Below are 19324 nucleotides of genomic sequence, written 5' to 3' on the forward strand. Positions count from 1 at the left end.
AGAGATCGGATGCAGAAGGATGGCGACAGGGCGCCGCTCACCGGCGTGCGCGTGCTCGATTTCTCGATCATGGTGGCAGGGCCGTATTGCGCGCGGCTGCTCGCCGACGTCGGCGCCGAGGTCATCAAGATCGAGCCTCCGGAAGGCGATGACATGCGGTTGCGAACGCCGCTGCGCGAAGGCCACAGCACCTATTTCGGCCAGCTCAATGCCGGCAAGCGTAGCCTGGCGCTGGACCTGAAGAATGCCGACGCCATCAGGCTCGTACATCGCATGGTCGCGGAGGCGGACATTCTCGTCGAGAATTTCCGCCCTGGCGTGATGGACCGCCTTGGTCTTGGCTACGAGACGCTCTGCGAGATCAACCCGCGCCTCATCTATTGCTCGATCTCGGGTTATGGCCAGTCAGGCCCAGCAGCCGAGCGCGCGGCTTATGCGATGATCGTCCATGCCGAGAGCGGATTCGATCACTCCTTGATGCGTTATGCCGGTGACCGGGAGCGTCCCGCGCCGGGCGCGATCTTTGTCGCCGATATCCTCGGCGGCATCTTCGGCTATTCCGCGATCCAGACCGCGATGGTCCAGCGAACGCGCACCGGGAAAGGACAGCGCGTCGATGTAGCCTTGATGGACTGCATGATGAATCTGCTGGTCTATGAGCTTCAGGAGGCGCAATTCCCGATCCGTTCGCCGCGCCCGACCTATGGGCCGGTCCGCGCGCGCGATGGCGATATTCTGATCGCCCCGGTCACGCCGCGTAATTTCGCGGCGCTGTGCGAGGTGACCGGGCAGGAAGAGTTGGTGAACGATCCGCGCTTTTCGACCATTCCAGCGCGCGGCGCCAATTGGACCGCCATGATGCAGGTGATCGAGAAATGGACCGAACGCCACACCGTTGCTGAATGCATCGCGGCGCTGGATCGCGCCGGTGTTCCCTGCGCCGAGTACCGGACGCCGGGCGCGGCGCTGACCGATGCCCATTTGCGCCAACGTGGGGTGTTTGGGACCGTCTCGGACGGGGCAGGTGACTTCATCGGCGTCAATGCGCCATGGCAGATGTCCGGGGCCGATACGCCGATGGGACGTCGAGTTCCCGGGATCGGCGCGCAGCGGGACGATGTGCTGTCGCGGATCCTGGGCCTGTCGCCGGACGCAATCGCGACGCTCGCCGCTGCGGGCACGTTCGGGAAGGTGCAGGCGTAGGGCCGCTGGACGCCGGCGATTTCACGTATCGGCCGGACTGTCCGGCGGCGGAGCCCTCGCGATCGCCAACAGGCATTTCAGGAAATGCGCGCGGTCCTCCTTGCGAAGGGGGGCCAGCATGATGTTTTGCAGCTCGGTGGCGGCCGGAATGACGGCGAGAAGCGCTTCCTCGCCTTTAGCCGTGATCTGCACCTGGAGCGAGCGGCGGTCGTCCGGATTGTCTTTCTTCGAGACCAGTCTGCGCGCGACCATGCGCTTCAGCATTTCGCTGAGCGTGTTGCGGTCGCAGCTGATCCGTTCGGCCAACACGGAGGGGGTTAGAGGACCTAACTGATACAGCGCCATCAGCACACCGAACTGCCGCGGCGTGATATCGCTCTGGCGCGTCATGCTTTGATAAAGCCCATCGTAGCGGGCCTCCAGCAGACGCAACAGGAATCCGACACCACCCTCGAGCTGCCAGTCGCGTGCAACGTCTGCCGCCGAGGTTGTCTGCTTGCCTTTATCGGCTGCCATGCCGTTGTCTGGATCCCAGCTGCGTTCTGCGAATTGCATCCTAGCCGTTAGCAGCTTGGCTGATCGTCCTCAACCCTGTGGCGAACCACGTCACCAGCCTCTTTCTGAGGGAGACAGGGTCGGCCTCGGCTCTTGCCAGCCTTCCGATAATGTAGTACGTATACGTATCAAATGCGATGCGAAGACGTCGTTCAGGGAGGTTGAAACTTGGACCTGCGTGAGCTGCTGTCGATTCCCTATTTGCTTGAGGCGGAGGCAGTCGAAACCGAGCCGGGGAAGTGGCGGGTTCGCCTTGCCTATCCGGAGCTGCCGGGGTGCACGGCTGAAGCCGCCGTCGTCGAGGACGCTCTGCGCGAGCTCGAGCGGCGGCGCATCGAATTGATTGTCGGCCTGGTGGAGCAGGGCAAGCAACCTCCCATTCCACGCCAGCCGCTCACCGCATCCGATCCGCTCTGGACCGCCCAGGATCTCGGACTGTCTGACCGTGTCGCCGCGCTTCTCGGCGGCGCGGCAGGCCCGGCCACACGTAATTGAAGGAGGCGACCCCATGCTCTCGCGCGAAGACAATGAACGGCTGGTGAGGGTCGGCAAGGGAACGCCACTCGGCGAACTTTTCCGCCTGTACTGGATTCCTTTCCTGCCGTCGGCTGATCTCGCCGCGGACGGGCAGCCGAAGCGCATCCGGCTGCTGGGCGAGGATCTCGTCGCCTTTCGCGATTCCGAGGGGCGCATCGGGCTGGTCGACCAGGCCTGCCCGCATCGCGGAGCGCCGCTGGTCTTTGCACGAAATGAGGATTGCGGGCTGCGCTGCGTCTATCACGGCTGGAAATTCGACGTCACCGGCGCCGTGACTGACATGCCGGCAGAGCCAGTGCGCAGTCGCCTCAAGGAGCGGGTGCGGATCAAGGCCTATCCCTGCAAGGAGCGCAACGGGATGATCTGGACCTATATGGGTCCCGACCAGGCTGAGCTTCCGCCGCTGCCGAATCTCGAATGGAATCTGGTGCCTGCCGAGCAGGTGCACATCTCGGTTCGCGTCCAGGAGTGCAATTGGCTGCAGGCGGTCGAGGGTGAGATCGATTCAGCGCACGCGCCGCTGCTTCATGGACGACTGGATGCGCAGGGCACGACGAGCGCCTGGATCCAGAAGCGCGACCTGCGCCCGACCTTCGAATGCATTAAGCAGGATTTCGGCATGAGCATCGCCGCGCGGCGCAATTACGATGCCAACACGCTGTACTGGCGGGTCAACCAGTTCCTGCTGCCGTTCTATACGCTGGTGCCTCCGCTGTCTCCGTTCCCGGATTTGAGCGGGCACGCCTGGGTCCCGATCGATGACGAGAACACGCTCTGCATCATGTTCTCCTATCATCCATCGGAGCCGCTGCTGGAGAAAACCCGGCAGGTCTTCGCCGAAGGACACAAGGGCCGCGAGAGTGGTCATGCCAGCCGCCACGCGCTCGTCCAGCACCCGGTGACGGTCCCATACGCAGGCTACTGGACGAAATACAATCCGCAGAACGGCTTTCAGTTCGACTACGAGGCGCAGCGGACCACCTGGTTCTCGGGCCTGCCGGGGCTCTGGGTGCAGGACGGCGCCTGCCAAAGCGGCGTCTCGCCGATCTTTGATCGCACCAAGGAGACGCTCTGCTCAAGTGATACCGGCATCGCGATGACGCGACGTTTCATTCTTGAAGCGCTTGGCGCCTATCGCGATCACGCGATCAAGCCCAAAGGAGTCTTGGACCCGGACGTGTTCATGGTGCGAGCGGTCTCGCTGCGGTTGCCGCCGGAGGATTTGTGGGTTGACGTCGGCGCGCCGTTCATGCGTGCGAAGCTTGGCGCCGATTTCGGGTACGAGCTGTGAGCGCATTCGAACACACGGCTGGTACGCTGGAGGTGCTGGTCAAGCGTATCGGATATGAGGCCGAGCGGATCAATTCGTATGAGCTGATTGCCCCGACGGGCGGCGAACTGACGCCGTTCACGGCCGGGAGCCACATCGACCTGCATCTGCCGAACGGCATGATCCGCAGCTATTCGCTGGTAAACGACCAATGCGAGCGGCACCGGTATGTCATCGCGGTGAACAGGGATGGCGAGAGCCGGGGTGGGTCCAGCTTTGTCCACGACACCGTCAGGGTCGGGAACATCATAAGGATCTCCGAGCCGCGGAATAACTTCGCGCTCCGCGAGGAGGCCGACCATTCTGTCCTGATCGCCGGGGGCATCGGCATCACGCCGCTGCTGTCGATGATCCGACGGCTTGAGGCGCTTGGACGTCACTGGGAGCTGTTCTATGCCGCGAGGACGCGCGCCGCTGCCGCATTCCTCGACGAACTCGGCACGTATCGATCGAGGGTACATCTCGATTTCGACGACGAGCGATCGGGACGGGTGTTCGATCTCCCGGCGCTCGTCAGGAACGCTCCGCCTCGCGCGCATCTCTACTGTTGCGGTCCGGTGCCCATGCTCGAGGCGCTCGAGGCGACGACGGCCGATCGCCCGGCCGATCACGTACATGTCGAATATTTCAAGGCCCGGGAAGCTCCAGCCACCGAAGGTGGCTTCGACGTCAAGCTGGCGCGAAGCAACCGCACGATTGCAGTCGAGCCCGGCAAGACGATCCTCGATGCGCTGCTGGAGGCCGGGATCGCCGCGAACTATGCCTGTACCGAAGGTGTCTGCGGCACCTGCGAGACGCGCGTGCTCGAGGGCATACCCGACCATCGCGACCAGTTCCTGAGCAACGAAGAGCAGGCGGCGAACAAGAGCGTCATGATCTGCTGCTCGGGCGCCAAGTCCCGGACGCTTGTGCTCGATCTCTAACACAACAACATACGGCGGGTGGAAACAATGAAGTATCTTTCGCAGATAGCCGGAATAGCTCTCCTGGCCTTTTGTGCCGGTTCGCCGGCGACGGCGGTCGCCGCGCGGTCTCTGAAGATCGGCGTGCTCAACGACGCGTCCGGCCCTTACTCGGACAATGCCGGCGAAGGTTCTGTGACAGCGGCCAAAATGGCGGCCGAGGACTTCATGCGGCTTCATCCGGATTTCAAGGTCGAGATCGTCTCGGCGGATCACCAGAACAAGGCTGATGTCGGCGCCGCCATCGCGCGCCGCTGGATCGATCAGGAGAAGGTCGATGCGGTCGCCGACGTGCCGAACTCGGCCGTTGGGCTGGCGGTCAACGGGGTCATGCGCGGCACCAAAGCGGCGCTGATCGCATCGAGCGCGGCGTCGTCCGACCTGACCGGGAAATACTGCTCACCCAATACGATTCAGTGGACCTTCGATACCTGGGCGGCCTCTCACACCATCGGCGCCTATCTCGTGCATCACGGCGGCAAGAAATGGTACTTCATCGCCACCGACAATGCGCTCGGCAAATCGATGGTGCGCGTCGGAACGGCGGTGATCGGTGCCGGCGGCGGGACCGTTCTCGGATCGGTCAATGTACCGATCAACAATGCGGACTATGCCTCGTTCATCCTGCAGGCCGAAGGCTCGGGCGCCGACGTGATCGCGTTCGCGACCGCCGGTGGCGACACCGTCAGCCTGATCAAGCAATCCGCCGAGTTCGGGCTGAAGCAGAGCGGGCGCACCTTCGCCGCGCTATTGACCACCACCAACGATGTCGAGTCTAGCGGGCTTGCGGTCGGGGAGGGGCTGATCATCACGCAGCCGTTCTACTGGGACCTCGACGATGCCAGCCGCGCCTGGTCGACCAAATTCGGCGAGCGGCAGCATGGGCAGTCGCCGACCGCCTTCCACGCCGGCGTCTATTCCTCCGTGCTGGCCTATCTGAACGCGGCGCTGGCGGCGGGAACCAATGACGCGCCGGCCGTGATCCAGAAGCTGAAGGAGAAGCCGATCGATGACGCCTTGTTCGGGCCAGTCGTGGTGCGCGCCGACGGCCGCGCCATCCACAACATGTACATCTTCAAGGTGAAGAGCCCGAGTGCCTCGAAGAGCAAGTGGGACCTGCTGGAGCAGGTCGGCGCGCTGTCCGGGCCGGAAGCCTTCCGGCCGCTCGACCAGGGCGGTTGCTCGCTCGTCGACCCGCCGAAGAGCAATTGACGACGACGGCCGCGATCCTTGGATCAACACTGCTCAAATTGACGGATATCCCGATGCTGGATCAGCTTGAAGCCGACTTCCCCGAGCACACGCCTCGTCCCGCCGGCGCGCCAAGAGCGCTTGAGGGGATCCGGGTGATCGATTTCTCGCATTTCATCGCGGGGCCGTTTGCCACCATGATCCTCGCCGACATGGGGGCCGAGGTGATCAAGATCGAAGCGCCGGGCCGCGGCGACGATCTGCGCCGTTATCCCCCGGTGCATCCCGATCTCAGGCACGGCGCGCCGTTCCTGTGGACCAACCGGAACAAGCGCAGCGTCGCCCTCGATCTCAAATCCCTGGAGGGCTTGAAGATCGCGCGCGAGCTGATCGCGACGGCGGACGTCCTTGTCGAGAATTTTTCCGCGAGCGTGATGGCACGGCTGGGGCTCGACTACGAGAGCTGCCGCAAGATCAAACCCGAGATCATCTACTGCTCGGTGTCGGCCTATGGCCGCGACGGGGCATTTTCGGACCGGCTTGGCTTTGATCCGATCGCGCAGGTCGAGAGCGGCTTCGTGTCGATGAACGGCTATGCCGACCGCGAAGGCGTGCGGGCTTTGTCGCCGGTGATGGACATCAGCACTGCGATGATGGCCAGCAATGCGATCCTTGGCGCCCTGTTGGCGCGCGAGCGCAGCGGACACGGCCAGGCCGTCGAGGTGTCATTGTTCGAGAACGCCGTCCTGATGACCGGCTATGCGACCACGCAGTCGCTCTTTAGCGGTGCCGATCCGAGGCGAAGCGGCAACACCAGCCCGGACACGTGTCCGTCGGGTGTGTTCCAGGCCAGCGATTGCTCCTTCTATATCAACTGCGGCAACGACAAGATCTTCCAGCGCCTGACGGCGCAGGTTCTCGAGCGCGAGGATCTCGCGGGGGCCGAAATCTATGCAACCGGCCCCGATCGAATCCGCCGGCGCGAGGAGTTGTTCGCGATCCTCGGCGATGCCTTTGCCCGGCAGCCCTGGTCGCACTGGCAGCCGCGGATGCGGGCGGCCGGCGTGCCCTGCGGCCAGCTGCGCACCGTCGGCGAGGCGATCCGTTCGCCCGAGGCGAGGGAGCGCGGGATCGTCACCCGGATCCCGCATGAGACGGTGGGGTGGGTGCCGAACGTGAACCTGCCGATCCGGTATTCGCGGACACCGATCGTGGATCCCGTTGCGGCACCGGCAGTTGGGCAGCACACCGAGAACGTGCTGCTTGAGTTGCTCGGCTACGACAAGACGGAGATCGCGCGCCTTGCCGGAGGCGGAGCCTTCGGCAGCGAGGCTTCGCGACAGGATGCCAAACCGTGACCGGGCGCGCGCGAGACGAGCGGACGCTGCGGGGCCGTGTGGCCGTGATCGGGATCGGTGAAACCGAATATTATCGTCATGGCGCTTCTCCCGATCCGGAATTCAAGCTCGCGTTGAAGGCGATCCTGGCGGCTTGCGAGGATGCCGGGCTCGATCCCCGCGAGATCGATGGCTTCTCGTCTTACAGCGACGATCGCAGCGAGGCGTCACGGCTGGCTGCGGCGCTGGGTACGCATCGACTGCGCTCCGCGACCATGCAATGGGGCGGAGGCGGCGGCGGTTGCAGCGCGCCGGTTGCCAATGCGGCCGCCTCGATCGTCGCGGGCCTTGCCGATTGTGTCGTGGTGTTCCGCTCATTGGCGCAGGCCCAATATGGCCGTTTCGGACAGGCAGCCGGGATTCACACCGTTTCGGGCGAACGGTCCTATCTGATGCCCTATGGGGTGCTGGCTCCCCCGCAGCGCTTTGCCATGCGGGTGCAACGCTACATGCACGAGCATGGCGTGCGACAGGAGGCTTTGCGCGCGATTGCGCTCGCCTCCTATCATCATGCCCAGGCCAACCCGCGCGCGGTGATGCGAGGCAAGCCGCTGGATATCGAGAAGTACGATGCCTCGCGCTGGATCGTGGAGCCCTTCCATCTTTACGATTGCTGCATGGAAAATGACGGCGCAGCGGCATTGGTGCTGGTATCGGCAGAGCGCGCCAGCGACTTCCGGCACAAGCCGGCCTATCTGCTCGGTGCGGCCTTCGGATCCGGACATCGTGCGGCGGCAACGGCGCACAATGCGCCGCTCTACGCCACCGCGAACTTCGGCACCGTTGCATCCGATCTGTACCGCATGGCCGGGGTAGGGCCGTCAGATGTCGGTGTGGTCCAGGCGTACGAGAACTTCACCGGCGGTGTCGTGATGGCGCTGGCGGAGCACGGCTTCTTCAGGCCCGAGAAGGCCAACGACTTCCTGACCTTCGACAATTTGATCGCTCCATCCGGGAGGCTCCCGCTCAACACCAGTGGCGGCAACCTTGCCGAATGCTACATGCACGGCTTTGAGCTGGTGTTGGAAGCGGTTCGTCAGGTGCGTGGCGCGTCGGCGAGCCAGGCTCGACGAAATGATGTGGCGCTGGTGATCGGCGGCCCGATGGTGACGCCGGCCAGCAACCTCATTCTGGGTTCAGAGGCGACGCTATGAGTGGGTCTTCACGTGCGCACTATCTCCCTGCCGGGTTGCCCATTCCGGTCAGTGACCCAGATGGGCTTTCGGCGCCGTATTGGATGGGCCTGCGGGAAAACCGCCTGCTGGTGCAACGCTGCGTCCGCTGCCGTTCCTGGCAGTTCGGGCCTGAATGGATTTGCCACAATTGTCATTCCTTTGACCTTAGGTGGACGGACGTCGAGCCGACCGGCCGCATCTACAGTTGGGAACGCGTGTGGCATCCGTCATACCCGGCGCTAAAGCAGCACGGCCCGTATCTCGCGCTGCTCGTCGAGCTACCACACGCCGGTGGCGTGCGCATGGTGGGTAATCTGCTGGGCGATCCGCGCCAGACCGTGGTCATCGGAACTGAGGTTGGAGGAGTCTTCGAACATCACCCGGAGTCCGATCCATCCTTTTCGTTGCTGCAATGGCGGCTGAAGCAAGGCGCTGACCGGGTGGACGGTCACTCGACCGGCTAACAAGTTTTGTGGATTGGCAAGAATAATCCAGACGCAGACGAGCCGGACCCGGTGTGTCGACGTTATTTCTCTTGGCTTAAGCTGGCTCAAACGAGCGCAGGATGGATGGGGCGAAAGTTCAAGTATTGCTGTGGCTTAGAAGATCGCTTGAGCAGCGAGAGATCAAGAAAAATCCATCGCCAGCTAGATGACGTTGGATGCAGGACCGAAGGCGGGCAATCAATAACGGCCACCGTCGCGCTTCTGCTGGGCGATCCAATCTGACAACGTCTTTTTCGGCGTCGGCGCTGAGGTCCGGCTTGGCGTTGTTCTCGGGTTCTCGCCCGCGCCCCTTGCCGAGCGGGCTCGCTGCTTATCCGTCCGGTTCAAGGCAGCACTCGAACTTTCTGCAGCTTCCTTCTCAAGACGCAGCTTTTTCAATCGCGCCATCTTGTCGCGTTCTGCATCTGCTTCGGGTCCCTCGGACAAGAGCGTCCTTTGCTGAGCATCCTCCGCCGAGACCACGATTCCCACAATCGTCGTCTCTCCAAGCGCCTTGCAAGCTTCGAGCCGCTGTAGTCCCTCGACCAGAACGAAGCGGTCTTCGTCGGGCCTGACGAGAATGGGGGTTTGTTGTCCGATTTCCAGAATGCTTCCAGCGATCTCCTCGACGACTTGAGGCTTGATTGCCTTCCTTCTTTTCACGGGAACGTAGATCTTCTCGATTGGGAAGCTTTCCGGTTTGGGCATAACGTCTACTCCGCTGTACAGGCCCGTCCGAAACGTATGCCGGAGAGGCAGGATTTTAAGAATGAACCGCGCGGCTGCAATGGCAATCTTAGCGCGCCGAGGCTTGATCGGTGCGGGAGCCGGGCGCATTCTGAGCGGTGCAGCGCCAACGCGTGATTGTCCGGCGAGCGGTTGCAGTGAGAGTAGGCTATGCGCCTTGTTTCCATCCAGGATCACGACGCGATCCGTGTCATCACCTATGCTAACGCCCCATTCGGCACCATGACGGCCGTCGGGGCGGCTGAGATGTTCGATGCGGTAGCCGCTGCAGGGATGGCCCTATCGGTCCGGGTCATTGTCATTACAGGGGGCCTACCTGGCATCTTCATCCGTCACTACGACGTTGGGGAACTCTCTGAGGCCGCAGACGCGATTGAGCGCGGAGCGCCTCGCGCCCCGCCGTCGCCTGGTCCTCGACCACCCGGTTTCCACGCGCTGACGGATGCGATTGCAGCGGTCGACAAGCCGGTCATTGCGGCTATCAATGGCCTGTGCATGGGAGGAGGCTTCGAGCTTTCGCTGGCCTGCGACCTGCGCATCGCCGGGAGCAGTGTTACGGCAATTGGGCTTCCGGAAACGCGCATCGGCATCTTTCCGGGTGGTGGCGGTACACAGCGTTTGCCCAGGATCGTTGGAGAGGCCAGGGCGCTCGAGATGATCCTTCGTGGCCTGACAGTGACGGGACAGCGCGCGCACGAAATCGGAATTGTGCATGAGGTCGTCGCCGATCCGCTCGCGCGTTCCCTTGAGATCGGCGCTGAGCTATCGGGCCGAAGTGCCGAAGGCCTGGCCTTTGCCAAGCGCCTTACCCGGTCAGCTCTCGACCGTCCGTTGGCCGAAGGCCTGGCTGACGAGCGCAAAAGCTTTTCCACCGTGATGAGGACAGCTTCGGCTCGGGAAGGCCTGCGGGCCGGCCGACCACCAGCCGAAATACAGAAGCTCTAATGTCACACGGCTCCCCTTGAGGTAGCCGGACGCTCGCACGCGAGGGCTTCCCGGTGAGCTTGAAACGTGGCTCACGAGGGCTGGAAGTCTTAATATCCCAACGAGAGCACCTCGCAGCTATGCTTGAGCGGGGATGGCGCCATGGCGTAAGGGTACACGACCATGCTCATGATGAGGTCAGTCCTCAGGTTCACGACGGGGCGTTATCTTCAGCGCAAGAGCTTCAAATTGCCGGTCAGCGACCGAACCCATTTCTCGGGCCCGTAGAAGCCCAAGCCGTCAATCGTCTCGTTCGAGAGCGCGCGCAGCGGAAATTCGGCGAGATAGTCCTCAAAGCGGTGGAGTCCCCTGGCGAATTGAGGAAAGGGGACCAAAACGGCGCCGCTCGCCAATGGCTGCGCGCGCGTCAGCAGTACGGACAGCGCTTCGGGCGTGGCTTGCAGAATTGGTACCGGACGGTTTGCACTGTGTGGGCAAGCTTACGGGGCGCGAATATCGCAACGTCAGGGCCGGCGACAGCCTCAGCGGCGTCTACAAGCGAATGCTCACGCTCAGTAGCGGACGGTACGCGCTGATCGAGCAGTCGCGCGAATTCGTCCTGGTGCCCTGGCGGCCGGTTCTGGAGCGCGCGCGTGGCCAACTCGTCAGCGGCAGCGTCGGCGGAGAGGGCATTTCCTGGTCGATCGGAATGAAGCGCGGCATCGGACGCTAGTCCAGAGCCTCTCCGACTTCGACGCGGCTAGCCGGGTGCAAGTCCGACCCTGTATCGCTGCGCAAGGCGCCAGAACCAGTCCTGATCGAGGTTGGTCTGTCGATCGATTTCTCTGACTGAGCTGAGTGCGCGATCGAACAGCGCATAGCAGAGACCTTCGTCGTCGTGGCGGGCGTAATAGGCGATGCCATCGGGATTGAGCGGATGGCTGAAAAGCGCCTTCGACCAGGCCTGCGGCACGTCGTAAGGCAGTCCGCCATGCACCAGCTCGGCGGTCGCGCCGAGAATGGCGAGGGAGGGGCCGGCCAGTCTGACCAGCGAAAGATCTGCCGTGATCTTGAGGCGAGCATAGGCCTTGCGACGGAGCAGGCTGGGGTCGAGCAGCGTCCGTCCCGGCACGCGGAGGAACGTCTCCGCGAAGGCGCCAAAAGGCTCTCGGGCGGCATAGAGAACGCCATAGCTCCCGTCGGGCGCATTCAGCCGGCCGAGACGCGATGTATCGAAGAAGATTGGATCGTACCCGGCGGTGTAGAACCGGTGAACGACCGTACCCGCCCGCAGCCGGACCTGGCGGGGACGGCGACGATCGAGATCGTCCGGCGGCAGCGGAGCGCTCACGCGCCTTGCTGAGCCATGCGCCGGGCGGCCTCGACCACAAGTTCAACCTTGCCTTCCCTCAGGAGGTCGATCGGCTTGCGGCCACCCAACCGGTCGTCAGGCTGGGCGAGGAAGTTCAGAACCGTCCAGGGGTTGTTGGTCGGCAGCGCCTCCTGGACGGACTTGAGACCTTCGACGACGGTCCCGTCGACGTTGAACTGAAGCGTCGGAAAGCTTCGGTGGTTGCTGGGACCCGGTACCGCAAGGAGGCTGCCTTCCTGCACGCGCTTGTCGACGGCCTGCCGGGAGATGCCCCGCAGGAGCGTTCTGACCTGGTCCAGATCATACGCACCGCCGGATCGCCGAAGATCCTCCTGCGCAATGCGGACGCCCTCGAGAACGGCGAGCGCGCGGGCATTGGGCGCGAATGCGTCCTTGTTGACGACAGCGGTTTTCTTCGCCGCCTCGGAGAAGAACCGGAATGCTTGCCCCGTTAGTTGCTTGTTCTGCTCACGCACCTTCTGCAGTGCGGTCACGCTTTTGGAAACGATGGCGACCTGCGCGTCGGCAGGAAGCGCGAGGCTCTTCAGGGCCGCGGGTTTCTGCTTAAGTACCATCATCACACCGTCCTCGTGGACGGACAGATCCTCGGTACCGGAGGGCTTTGACTGTGCCTTGGACATGAGCTGAACTCCGCCTTCAATATCGGTATCGAATGCAACCTTGTCAACTTTGACAAACCACAACAGAGGTATTATAGTAGTATACTTGATCCGTGTACGAGATCGCTGCCATCGCGCAGCCCGTCGCGCGGCGATAGTGCTTTCGTCACCGTGCGCCCTTTTTCAGGCTGACGGTCGATGCGACCATCGACGTTGAAGGCACAAGCGGCCCTCGTTCGATTCGTTCATTCGCCGGTGTGCGCATGCGCGATCACCAATCCTGGGCAAGGCCGAACCAGTGATCCAGTTTGATCATGCCATTCACCTTCAATTGAGGAGCTTCCTCACCCACGCCGAGACTGCCGCGACAATGATCTTGCTTCGATGGGTTTGATCGAGCCGGATCTCGTTGCCGACGGCGATTTTTATTCAGGTTGAATGCGAGCCGTCATCCCGCTTTTCAGCCGCGCTCGTTGCGAGCGTCGAGTGGGGCGGACAATGTTTCCGGCAAAAATCTACGTCGGTCAGATCACCGTTGTCTTCGGCATCGTCATCGCGTCGACATGGGGAGCGACGCAATGGACGGCGGCGGCGCTCGGATTTCAGGCGCGGCTTGGCGCGCCGTGTTCGCCATTAGCGGCTATCCGGTCTACCTGCCCTGGCGATTGTTCGAATGGTGGTTCGCCTATGAGCCCGAGATATTTGAGGAGGGCGGGGCTATCGCCGCGGCTGGCGGCATTGCGGGCGCGCTGTTTGCAATCTTGAGCGCCTTCAGTACGGCCGCTTTGGATCGGCGAGGGGGGCGGCCGACTCGCGCATGTCTTGAATGTGCAGATCAATGATGTCGCCGAAGGTCTTCGCTTTTACGGCAGCGCGCGGTTTGGGTGACCCGCTACGATCAATATTGCGCTCCACGTCGAGCGCCCATTCCTCGCCGTCCTTGCGGCGGCGAAAGGTCTCTGCCACATAACGGTTCTTGCGGCGAACTTGGACCCGCCAGTTCCCTGACGGCAACTGAGTGAAGGTGGCCATGGTCGTGTGCTTTTCCCAAACGGTGTGCGATACGTGTGCGTCGAGAGGTCAAAACGGGTACAAACGTGTGCAAATTCAGCAATTTGGCGGGTGCTCGTTCTTGTTACATCCCATTGAGAGCTTAAGGTAAATCATTGGAATCGCAAGACTATCTCTTTTCTGTGGCACCCATGATGGACTGGACCGACCGGCATTGCCGGGTCTTCCATCGGCTGATGTCGCGGCGGGCGCGGCTCTATACGGAGATGCTGACGACCGGCGCCATTATCCACGGCGACCGGGCACGGCTGCTCGGCTTCGATGCCAGCGAGCATCCGGTGGCGTTGCAGCTCGGCGGTTCCGACCCGCGCGATCTGGCGACCGCCGCAGGGATCGGCGAGCAGTTCGGTTACGACGAGATCAATCTCAATGTCGGCTGTCCCTCCGATCGGGTGAAGGATGGCCGCTTCGGCGCCTGCCTGATGGCCGAGCCCGCGCTGGTCGCCGAAGGCGTTGCGGCGATGAAGCGCGCGGTGCGGATTCCCGTCACAGTGAAATGTCGGATCGGCATCGACGACCAGGATCCGGAAGTCGCGCTCGATACGCTGGCGCGCGCCGTGATTGCCGCGGGCGCGGCCGCGCTCGTCGTGCACGCGCGCAAGGCCTGGCTCAACGGATTGTCGCCGAAGGAGAACCGCGACATCCCGCCGCTCGACTACGATCGGGTCTATCGCCTCAAGGCGGCGTTGCCGGATGTGCCAATCATCATCAACGGCGGCATCACGAGCCTCGCCGAAGCGAAGCAGCATCTGGCGCATGTCGATGGCGTGATGCTGGGGCGGGCGGCCTATCAGGAGCCGTGGCGGCTGCTCACCGTCGATTCCGAGCTGTTCGGCGAGACTGCGCCGCACGTGACGATGAAGGACGTGTTCGCGGCGATGCTGCCCTATATCGAGCGGCGGCTTGCCGAAGGCACGCGACTGCATTCGATCACGCGGCATTTCGTCGGCGCCTTCCATGGCGTCCCGGGCGCGCGTGCGTTCCGCAGGCACCTCGCGGAGAACGGCGTTCGGCCGGGGGCTGACATCGATGTGCTGCGCGAGGCGATCGCATGCGTCGACGATCGCACGCCGGCGGCGGTCGCGGCCTGAGGGCGATCGTTATGGCTTGCGCTGACGCCGCGTGACGTCTTGTGCGACCTTCAGGAAATTGAACAGATGCGGCATCCGGTTGTCGCGCCGGTAGTTCAGCGACAGCGCAGTGCCCGGATTGTGTCCCTCATAGGCGCGGTAGGCGACGCCGGGTCGCTCTGCCTCCGAGACCGATTTCGGCACCAGCGCGATGCCGACGCCGACCGACACCAGGCTGATCGCGGTCTGATAGTCCTGGGCCAGCACCTGCGATTTCGGAATGAAGCCTTCTTCGAGGCAGATATTGAGGATGTGGTCGGCGAAGCTCGGGCGCGGCTTGCGCGGGTAGAGGACGAACGTCTCGGCCTTCAGCGCCGCCAGCCGCGGGACCTTTTGCTCGAGCAGGGGCGAAGTGTCAGAGAGCGCGAGGATCAGCGGCTCCTGCAGCAGCGGCTCGGACTTCAGCTCCTCGTCGTCGAGCGAGGGGCGGGCGATGGCGATATCGATCTCGCGCTGGATCACCGCGCGCTTCTGCTCGGCGTTGTTCATCGCCGAAAGCGCGAGCTCGACGTCAGGATAGGCCGAACGAAACGCCTGGATCACGCTTGGCAGCACGCCATAGGTCGCCGATCCGACGAAGGCGACGCGCAGGTGCCCGGAAAAGCCTTCGCCGATCCGCTTGATCTCGCGGTGCGTGCGGTCGAGCCGCTCCAGCACGTCGCGCGCACGTTCCAGAAGAACGCTGCCGGCCTGGGTCAGCCGGATCTGGCTGCGGCTCCGGTCGATCAGCATGACGCCGAGATCGCTCTCGAGTTGCGCAATCTGCCGGCTGAGCGGCGGCTGCGCGATCGCGAGCCGCGATGCGGCACGGCCGAAATGCAGTTCTTCGGCGACGGCGACGAAATAGACCAGCCGCCTGAGATCCATGACATCGTCGCGATCGGGCACGGCTAGCCGAACGCTTGCTCGCGCGCTTCCGCGGAAGCGGCGGAAAAATCCTGCCGGGTTCGATATCGCGTGGTCATGTGCTCACGATCGAGACGACGGTTCCGACGCGAAGACTGGGCGTGGGCCCGTGGATTGTCAATTGTCCGCGGGAACGACGCCATCCGGCTAGTCCTTCCGGGCGAAGGCGCGGATCTTGTCCTCGTCGACCTCTACGCCGAGACCGGGGCCGTCAGGGGCGCAGATTTCGAACTCGTCGAATCTGATCGGCTTGACGACCAGATCCTCCACCAGGATTCGCGGACCAAAATGTTCGGTGCCCCATTCGAGCCTGGGCATGGTGGCGAAGGCGGCGAGATGCGCCGCCGCGCCGATGCTGCTCTCCAGCAGGCAGCCGCCATAAAGCTCGAGGCCGTGCGCGCTGGCGACCGCCGCGGCGCGCTTCATCTCGAACAGGCCGCCGCTCTTGACGAGCTTCAGCGAGTAGACGCTGCCGCAGCCCATCGCGCCCGCGCGCGCGATTTCCTCCTTGGTGAAAGCCGCTTCGTCCACCAGCAACGGGATCGAAGTGCGGGCCGCGACCCGCGCCATCGCTTCCAGTTGTAGCGCCGACACCGGTTGTTCGATCAGGGCAACATCCAGCTCCTCCAGCGCGGGCATGAAACGGATGCATTCGGCCTCGGTCCAGCCCTGGTTGACGTCGACGATCAGGCGCACCTCATCGCCGAGACCGGCGCGCAGCGCCTGCAACCGCTTCAGATCGACCTGCGGGCGGTTGAAGCCGAACTTGATCTTGAACTGGCGGTGTTCGCGGCGCCGCAGCTTCTCTTTCGCTTCTTCCACCTCCTGGCTGCTGTCACCCGAGGCCAGCGCCCAGATCACCTCCATGCGTTCGCGCACGGCGCCGCCGAGCAGCACGCTGGCGGGCAGGCCCAGCGTCTTGCCGGTGGCGTCGAGCAGGGCGGACTCGATGGCGCCCTTGGCGGCGAAATTGCGGGTGGCGGCCTTGCTCATGCGCAAGGCATTGGCTTCGAAGGCGAGCGCAGGCTGTCCGAGCAGCGCCGGCGCCAGATAATTCGTGACCGCGGCGTTGATCGACTCCACGCTCTCCTCGGCCCAGCGCGGCCCGCCGAGCGTCGAGGCTTCGCCGATGCCCGTCACGCCGTTATCGAGCAGGACGCGCACCAGCACGTAACCCTGATGCGTGACTTCCGTGTTCGAGAGCTTGTGCCGGCGGCGGGTCGGTGCCTCCACGATGGTCGCGCGGATGCTGCGGATCGCAGTGTCCTTCGCGTGAGCCTGCACGCGCTCCACGGGCTCGGCGATTTCGATCACGGCACGACTCATATGTCCTCGCAGGTCAGTTCAGAGTGAGCCCTGCCAGGCTGATGGGCCTGCCAGGACGTAACGGGTCTTACTCGGCCGCGACGAGCCGTTCGACGGCGGCTTTCTTGAGCTTGAAGTCGAAGTTGAGAACCAGATCGGTGTCGGCGCCGGCGGGGGCCTTGGCGAACTTGCCGATCAGGCTCTGCTTCACGGCGAACACCGAGTCGTTGTCGAGATACTTGGTCTCGGAATCGTAGATCTGCGAGATCAGCGATTGATAGCCGTCCTTCGAAAGCATGAAATGGATGTGGCCAGGACGCCAGGGATGGTGGCCCATATATTTCAGCAGCTCGCCGCCGGCGCCGTCATAGGGGATCGGATAGGGCTCGGGGCGGAGCGCCATGAAGGCATACTCGCCGTTGGCCTCGGTCGTGAAGCGTCCGCGCAGATTGTAGGCCGGCTGTTCCGGATCCTGCAGGTCGTAGAGGCCGTTCGGCGCGTCTTCCCAGACGTCGATCGTGACGCCCTCGATCGGCCGCCCCGCGGTGTCGCTGATGCGCCCTGAGACCTTGACGGTCTGCGCGTTGTCGAACGTCTTCTTGATGATGGAGGCGCCCTTGGGCAGCACCGGCGGGTTTTCCCGGTAGAACGGTCCGAGCACGGTCGACTCGCTCTCGCCGTCGGTGACCCGATGATCGAGCATGTCGACCAGCACCTCGACGCCGAGGATGTCGGCGATCAGGATGAACTCGTTGCGCTTCTCGTCCGAGATGTCGCCGGCGCGGCGCAGGAATTCGCATGCGGCGAACCACTCGGCGAAGGTCAGGTCGACCTCCTTGCAGAAGTCGTGCATGTGGCGGATCAGGCTCGTCATGATCTGCCGGTTGCGATCCGGAATGTCCTTGGAGAGCGCGGCGATCACGTGGTCGGTGATGGTGTCCTTGTTGACGTTCAGCATGGTCGTTCCTCCTTTTTTTTGCAGTTTCCTCAAACTTGCATTCCCGTTCTCGGGAATATCGGTTGCTGGTCTCACCAGACAAATTCGTAAGCGGCATTCTCCAGCGTCGCGGGTGCAGGGTGCGGATCGGCAAGGCCGCCGAAGCGGCCGCGGCAGAACAGCAGCGGCTTCTTGCCGGGCTCCAGCGCCATCTCGCGAACATGGCCGAGGAAGATGGTGTGGTCGCCCGCGACGATCTCATCGGCGAGATCGGTCACGAAATACGCTGCCGCGTTGGCGATGACGGGCAACTCGTTGCGGCGCTCGAACACGTCACAGAGGTCGAGCTTGGGCTTGCCGGCGAAATGCCAGGCGAGATCCTCCATGCCCTCGGCGAGGATGCTGACCGCAAAGCGGCCGGTGTTCTGGATGTTGCACAGCATCTTCGCGCTCTTCGCGATCGAGATCGCGACCAGCGGCGGATCGAGCGAGACCGACATGAAGGCGTTGGCCGTCATGCCGTGATCGCGGCCCTCGCAATGTGTCGTGATGATGGTGACGCCGGTGCCGAACTGGCCACAGGCATAGCGCAACTCTCGCGGATCGATGGCGGTCATTGGCTTGCGACCTCGAGTTGGGCCAAACCGGATCGGTTGGCCGGTGGCGCGGTCACGATATCCCGCCAGTTTTCCAGCGTCGCCGCGGTGGCGGCAAGGCCGGATCGTCGCAAGGCGCGAATCCGGCTGCTGGAGACGATCTCGCCATTGCCGCAGCGCACCGGCGGCAGGATGCGGGTGTTGAAGTGCTGCCGCAACAGCAGCGCGGTGCCGCCCTTGCAGGACCCGAAGCGGAAATCCTCGCCGACGATGACTTCGCGTGGTCGCAGAAGCTGCAATTCGGCGAGGAAATCGAGCGCGGTGCGCCGGACGTAGATCTGGTTGAAATCGGCGACGACGACGTGGTCAGGCGCGAATGTTGCGATGCGCTCGAGTTTTTCGCGAAGCGAAATCAGCGGCTTGGCCTGGCCGAAATACACTTTTGGCGGCGGATCGAAGGTGTAGACCACGGCTGCAATGCCGCGGCGCCGCGCTGCCGCGATGGTCTGCCGCAGCAGCTCCTGATGGCCGCGGTGGACGCCGTCAAATGCGCCGATGGTCACGACGCAGGCGTCGAGGGCCAATTTCCCATCGCGATGGAAAGCGACAGCGCTGCTGTCAAAACCCTTGCCCATGGTTCGCTCCCTTGCCGTGCTGCATCAGCTGCGGCTTGCGCCGGCCGAACGATCCCTGCCGTCCGGTCCGTGCCATCGAGTCATAGCCCGAGCCAGGCCGGTCTGCGCGGTATCGTGTGATACCTTTCGCCCGCTTCGGGTGAGCGCGTAGCGTTTCCTCCGATGTCACGCCGTCCAAGAGCGTGACGAGATGGTCTTAAGGCCGGTGTGGCAACGCCGCCGGTCCAGCGACACAAGCGGAGGAGA

General features: G+C 63.5%; 21 protein-coding genes and 1 pseudogene. 11 read left to right on the forward strand and 11 right to left on the reverse strand.

What is annotated here, in order from left to right; translation table 11 throughout:
* Positions 1–9 precede the first annotated feature (9 nt).
* Positions 10–1203 (forward strand): CaiB/BaiF CoA transferase family protein, encoded by a 1194-nt coding sequence (locus tag ACVMDN_RS12745; RefSeq protein ID WP_141342319.1) that lies wholly within the window; start codon positions 10–12, stop codon positions 1201–1203.
* 21 nt (positions 1204–1224) lie between these two features.
* Here the strand turns inward: ACVMDN_RS12745 and ACVMDN_RS12750 are convergent, their stop codons facing one another.
* A complete protein-coding gene (locus ACVMDN_RS12750; RefSeq protein ID WP_246786705.1) occupies positions 1225–1758 on the reverse strand; it encodes a MarR family winged helix-turn-helix transcriptional regulator in 534 nt (177 codons plus the stop codon).
* Between the two features lie 168 nt (positions 1759–1926).
* On the opposite strand from ACVMDN_RS12750, the gene ACVMDN_RS12755 reads away from it, so the two are divergent.
* The 7 genes from ACVMDN_RS12755 to ACVMDN_RS12785 all read left to right on the forward strand — a co-directional run bounded on the left by ACVMDN_RS12755 (position 1927) and on the right by ACVMDN_RS12785 (position 8814).
* Complete coding sequence (locus ACVMDN_RS12755; RefSeq protein ID WP_141342320.1) at positions 1927–2253, forward strand: hypothetical protein; 327 nt, start codon at positions 1927–1929, stop codon at positions 2251–2253.
* A 13-nt stretch (positions 2254–2266) separates the two neighbouring features.
* Positions 2267–3586 (forward strand): Rieske 2Fe-2S domain-containing protein, encoded by a 1320-nt coding sequence (locus ACVMDN_RS12760; protein ID WP_141342321.1) that lies wholly within the window; start codon positions 2267–2269, stop codon positions 3584–3586.
* Positions 3583–4548, forward strand: coding sequence for a PDR/VanB family oxidoreductase (locus ACVMDN_RS12765; RefSeq protein WP_141342322.1), 966 nt, complete (start codon positions 3583–3585; stop codon positions 4546–4548). The genes ACVMDN_RS12760 and ACVMDN_RS12765 overlap by 4 nt, the downstream gene beginning before the upstream one ends.
* A 27-nt stretch (positions 4549–4575) precedes the next feature.
* Positions 4576–5799, forward strand: a complete 1224-nt coding sequence (locus ACVMDN_RS12770; protein WP_310884824.1) for an ABC transporter substrate-binding protein — start codon at positions 4576–4578, stop codon at positions 5797–5799.
* A 53-nt stretch (positions 5800–5852) separates the two neighbouring features.
* A complete protein-coding gene (locus ACVMDN_RS12775; RefSeq protein ID WP_141342324.1) occupies positions 5853–7136 on the forward strand; it encodes a CaiB/BaiF CoA transferase family protein in 1284 nt (427 codons plus the stop codon).
* Positions 7133–8329: a thiolase C-terminal domain-containing protein gene (locus ACVMDN_RS12780; protein ID WP_456835183.1), complete on the forward strand. Its 1197-nt coding sequence runs from the start codon at positions 7133–7135 to the stop codon at positions 8327–8329. Before ACVMDN_RS12775 ends, ACVMDN_RS12780 begins: the two co-directional genes overlap by 4 nt.
* Positions 8330–8412: 83 nt before the next feature.
* Entirely contained in the window at positions 8413–8814 is a 402-nt protein-coding gene (locus ACVMDN_RS12785) for a Zn-ribbon domain-containing OB-fold protein (protein ID WP_141342326.1), read from the forward strand.
* 219 nt (positions 8815–9033) lie between these two features.
* Here ACVMDN_RS12785 and ACVMDN_RS12790 read toward each other — a convergent pair whose 3' ends face one another.
* Positions 9034–9543, reverse strand: a complete 510-nt coding sequence (locus ACVMDN_RS12790; protein WP_141342327.1) for a ParB N-terminal domain-containing protein — start codon at positions 9541–9543, stop codon at positions 9034–9036.
* A gap of 189 nt (positions 9544–9732) precedes the next feature.
* Here ACVMDN_RS12790 and ACVMDN_RS12795 point away from each other — a divergent pair, with 189 nt between their 5' ends.
* Positions 9733–10527, forward strand: coding sequence for an enoyl-CoA hydratase/isomerase family protein (locus ACVMDN_RS12795; RefSeq protein ID WP_141342328.1), 795 nt, complete (start codon positions 9733–9735; stop codon positions 10525–10527).
* Between the two features lie 209 nt (positions 10528–10736).
* Here the strand turns inward: ACVMDN_RS12795 and ACVMDN_RS12800 are convergent.
* A pseudogene (locus tag ACVMDN_RS12800) lies at positions 10737–10976 on the reverse strand (DUF2000 family protein); the annotation flags it as partial.
* A 20-nt stretch (positions 10977–10996) separates the two neighbouring features.
* Here ACVMDN_RS12800 and ACVMDN_RS12805 point away from each other — a divergent pair.
* Entirely contained in the window at positions 10997–11239 is a 243-nt protein-coding gene (locus ACVMDN_RS12805; RefSeq protein WP_244558751.1) for a DUF3363 domain-containing protein, read from the forward strand.
* A gap of 27 nt (positions 11240–11266) precedes the next feature.
* On the opposite strand, the gene ACVMDN_RS12810 is transcribed toward ACVMDN_RS12805, so the two are convergent.
* The 3 genes from ACVMDN_RS12810 to ACVMDN_RS12820 form a co-directional block, all read right to left on the reverse strand.
* Positions 11267–11857 carry an RES family NAD+ phosphorylase gene (locus ACVMDN_RS12810; RefSeq protein WP_076826425.1) on the reverse strand — a complete coding sequence of 197 codons (591 nt, stop codon included), beginning with the start codon at positions 11855–11857 and terminating at the stop codon, positions 11267–11269.
* Complete coding sequence (locus tag ACVMDN_RS12815; protein ID WP_076826722.1) at positions 11854–12519, reverse strand: hypothetical protein; 666 nt, start codon at positions 12517–12519, stop codon at positions 11854–11856. Before ACVMDN_RS12815 ends, ACVMDN_RS12810 begins: the two co-directional genes overlap by 4 nt.
* A 750-nt stretch (positions 12520–13269) precedes the next feature.
* Entirely contained in the window at positions 13270–13530 is a 261-nt protein-coding gene (locus ACVMDN_RS12820) for a hypothetical protein (protein ID WP_233475717.1), read from the reverse strand.
* 134 nt (positions 13531–13664) lie between these two features.
* Between ACVMDN_RS12820 and dusA the strand changes: the two genes are divergently transcribed.
* Complete coding sequence (dusA, locus tag ACVMDN_RS12825; protein ID WP_256520561.1) at positions 13665–14660, forward strand: tRNA dihydrouridine(20/20a) synthase DusA; 996 nt, start codon at positions 13665–13667, stop codon at positions 14658–14660.
* A 9-nt stretch (positions 14661–14669) separates the two neighbouring features.
* On the opposite strand, the gene ACVMDN_RS12830 is transcribed toward dusA, so the two are convergent.
* The 5 genes from ACVMDN_RS12830 to ACVMDN_RS12850 form a co-directional block, all read right to left on the reverse strand.
* Entirely contained in the window at positions 14670–15566 is an 897-nt protein-coding gene (locus tag ACVMDN_RS12830; protein ID WP_076826426.1) for a LysR family transcriptional regulator, read from the reverse strand.
* Positions 15567–15752: 186 nt separating this feature from the next.
* Positions 15753–16931: a muconate/chloromuconate family cycloisomerase gene (locus ACVMDN_RS12835; RefSeq protein WP_141342331.1), complete on the reverse strand. Its 1179-nt coding sequence runs from the start codon at positions 16929–16931 to the stop codon at positions 15753–15755.
* 67 nt (positions 16932–16998) lie between these two features.
* Positions 16999–17868, reverse strand: coding sequence for an intradiol ring-cleavage dioxygenase (locus tag ACVMDN_RS12840; RefSeq protein ID WP_141342332.1), 870 nt, complete (start codon positions 17866–17868; stop codon positions 16999–17001).
* Between the two features lie 71 nt (positions 17869–17939).
* The gene (locus tag ACVMDN_RS12845; protein ID WP_141342333.1) at positions 17940–18464 is read right to left on the reverse strand and encodes a flavin reductase family protein; all 525 of its coding nucleotides are present in this window, start codon (positions 18462–18464) and stop codon (positions 17940–17942) included.
* Complete coding sequence (locus ACVMDN_RS12850; protein ID WP_246786706.1) at positions 18461–19078, reverse strand: FAD synthetase; 618 nt, start codon at positions 19076–19078, stop codon at positions 18461–18463. Before ACVMDN_RS12850 ends, ACVMDN_RS12845 begins: the two co-directional genes overlap by 4 nt.
* Positions 19079–19324 lie beyond the last annotated feature (246 nt).

It is taken from the genome of Bradyrhizobium sp. USDA 4510 (genome assembly GCF_054059095.1).

Bases quoted from the DNA above. Each gene is read 5' to 3' on its own strand.
- ACVMDN_RS12795 (WP_141342328.1), top strand. From the start codon at position 9,733: ATGCGCCTTGTTTCCATCCAGGATCACGACGCGATCCGTGTCATCACC.
- ACVMDN_RS12775 (WP_141342324.1), top strand. From the start codon at position 5,853: ATGCTGGATCAGCTTGAAGCCGACTTCCCCGAGCACACGCCTCGTCCC.
- ACVMDN_RS12745 (WP_141342319.1), top strand. From the start codon at position 10: ATGCAGAAGGATGGCGACAGGGCGCCGCTCACCGGCGTGCGCGTGCTC.
- ACVMDN_RS12845 (WP_141342333.1), bottom strand. From the start codon at position 18,464: ATGACCGCCATCGATCCGCGAGAGTTGCGCTATGCCTGTGGCCAGTTC.
- ACVMDN_RS12790 (WP_141342327.1), bottom strand. From the start codon at position 9,543: ATGCCCAAACCGGAAAGCTTCCCAATCGAGAAGATCTACGTTCCCGTG.
- ACVMDN_RS12770 (WP_310884824.1), top strand. From the start codon at position 4,576: ATGAAGTATCTTTCGCAGATAGCCGGAATAGCTCTCCTGGCCTTTTGT.
- ACVMDN_RS12760 (WP_141342321.1), top strand. From the start codon at position 2,267: ATGCTCTCGCGCGAAGACAATGAACGGCTGGTGAGGGTCGGCAAGGGA.
- ACVMDN_RS12785 (WP_141342326.1), top strand. From the start codon at position 8,413: ATGGGCCTGCGGGAAAACCGCCTGCTGGTGCAACGCTGCGTCCGCTGC.
- ACVMDN_RS12750 (WP_246786705.1), bottom strand. From the start codon at position 1,758: ATGCAATTCGCAGAACGCAGCTGGGATCCAGACAACGGCATGGCAGCC.
- ACVMDN_RS12840 (WP_141342332.1), bottom strand. From the start codon at position 17,868: ATGCTGAACGTCAACAAGGACACCATCACCGACCACGTGATCGCCGCG.
- ACVMDN_RS12830 (WP_076826426.1), bottom strand. From the start codon at position 15,566: ATGGATCTCAGGCGGCTGGTCTATTTCGTCGCCGTCGCCGAAGAACTG.
- ACVMDN_RS12820 (WP_233475717.1), bottom strand. From the start codon at position 13,530: ATGGCCACCTTCACTCAGTTGCCGTCAGGGAACTGGCGGGTCCAAGTT.
- ACVMDN_RS12815 (WP_076826722.1), bottom strand. From the start codon at position 12,519: ATGTCCAAGGCACAGTCAAAGCCCTCCGGTACCGAGGATCTGTCCGTC.
- ACVMDN_RS12835 (WP_141342331.1), bottom strand. From the start codon at position 16,931: ATGAGTCGTGCCGTGATCGAAATCGCCGAGCCCGTGGAGCGCGTGCAG.
- ACVMDN_RS12850 (WP_246786706.1), bottom strand. From the start codon at position 19,078: ATGGGCAAGGGTTTTGACAGCAGCGCTGTCGCTTTCCATCGCGATGGG.